Below are 1,256 nucleotides of genomic sequence, written 5' to 3'. Positions count from 1 at the left end.
GTGTGTGTGGTCGTCAGGGGGAAAAATCCGCCTGGTCGGTGACCTGGCGGCGGATGACGCGTAGTGATCGCATGAAGGATAGTCTGTCCGGGTCGACGTCGGCTTCGTCGGCGGCCTCGCGCATAAGACTTCGGATTGCGTAGTGGCTGAGGAGAAGCGCCCAGATCTCCTGTTCCACCAGGTCTGGGAGTTGCGAGCGTAGGACGCGGGCTTCGCCTCGCTGGTGGGTTTTCACCTCATCGAAAATGTTTTCGATTTCCCAGCGCTCGTGATAGGCCGTGGCGAGTTCCACCGCGGGTATGTCGGTGTGGTCGAGGATGTTGGTGACCAGGCAGATCAGTTCTCCGGTTCCGGAGCCGGTGCGGTCGGGCACGGTGTATTCGATGACCCGGACCGGTGTCGCGGATTCCTCGGGAACGTCACGGCCGGCGCGGGCGTCGGCGATGAGCTGTTCCCGTCGTTTCCCGCCTATTTTCGGATTGATGATGATGGAGAGGTAGGAGCCGTCGGGGAGAGGTTGGATGACCGGTAGCGTGAGGTTGGACTTGACCCGCCAGAGTAGATCCGCGCCGGTGTCGAGTGTCTGGTGCCAGAGGTCGTAGCTGTAGAAGTTGCGGTCGGCGGTGAGGAGCATCCCTGGTTCGCAGGCATCGAGCAGAGTGGCAGCGAGTGCGCGTTCGTCGCTGGCACATGGGCCGACCGCGGCCGAGACGATCGCGTGCGTGCCGCATTCGGCGAGGGCGACGACATGGACCTGCGGCTGGGCGCTGGCCTTGTGTCCGTTGGTGTGGCGTCCGAACCTGGCAACGTTCTCGGCGGTGTCCGCCGCGTCGAGGAAGAATCCGTCGATCGCCATCAGTCGCCGGGAACGCAGCCATGCGCCCTTGGTACCTCGCCCCGCGACGGGCACGGCGACACGTTCGAACAGCAGCTTCAGTGGTGCGGCGCCGAGTCTGACTCGTGCCTGCGAGATCGCCCCGCTGGTCGGGACCTTCCAGTCACCCTTCCAGTTCCCCAACCATGTCAACGCACCGGCGAGTTTACGCATGACTTCTTCGTAGTCATCGTCGAAGAACAGGCACATAGCCATGGTGAAGTACACCATCACCCGGGCCGGTAGTAGCCTGACGCGCCGTTCCTGCCGTTTCGTCTCCACCAGCACCTCATCGACGAGGTCCCGGGGGACGATTTTGGCAAGCACGCCGAGCGAAATACGATCGGTGAGCCGCTCGTTTTCAACGGCTGGCAGTTCAACT

At 63.0% G+C, this 1,256-nt stretch carries 1 protein-coding gene; it reads right to left on the bottom strand.

What is annotated here, in order from left to right; translation table 11 throughout:
• Positions 1 to 13: 13 nt before the first annotated feature.
• Positions 14 to 1,256, bottom strand: a 1,243-nt coding sequence (locus MXD60_RS26215; protein ID WP_248822380.1) for an IS4 family transposase, incomplete at its 5' end; no start/stop codon positions are given.

It is taken from the genome of Frankia sp. AgB32, from assembly GCF_023243045.1.
Classification (GTDB): Bacteria; Actinomycetota; Actinomycetes; order Frankiales; family Frankiaceae; genus Frankia.
Note: the sequence above shows the minus strand (reverse complement) of the source record. Positions and strands in the feature narration are given on the sequence as shown.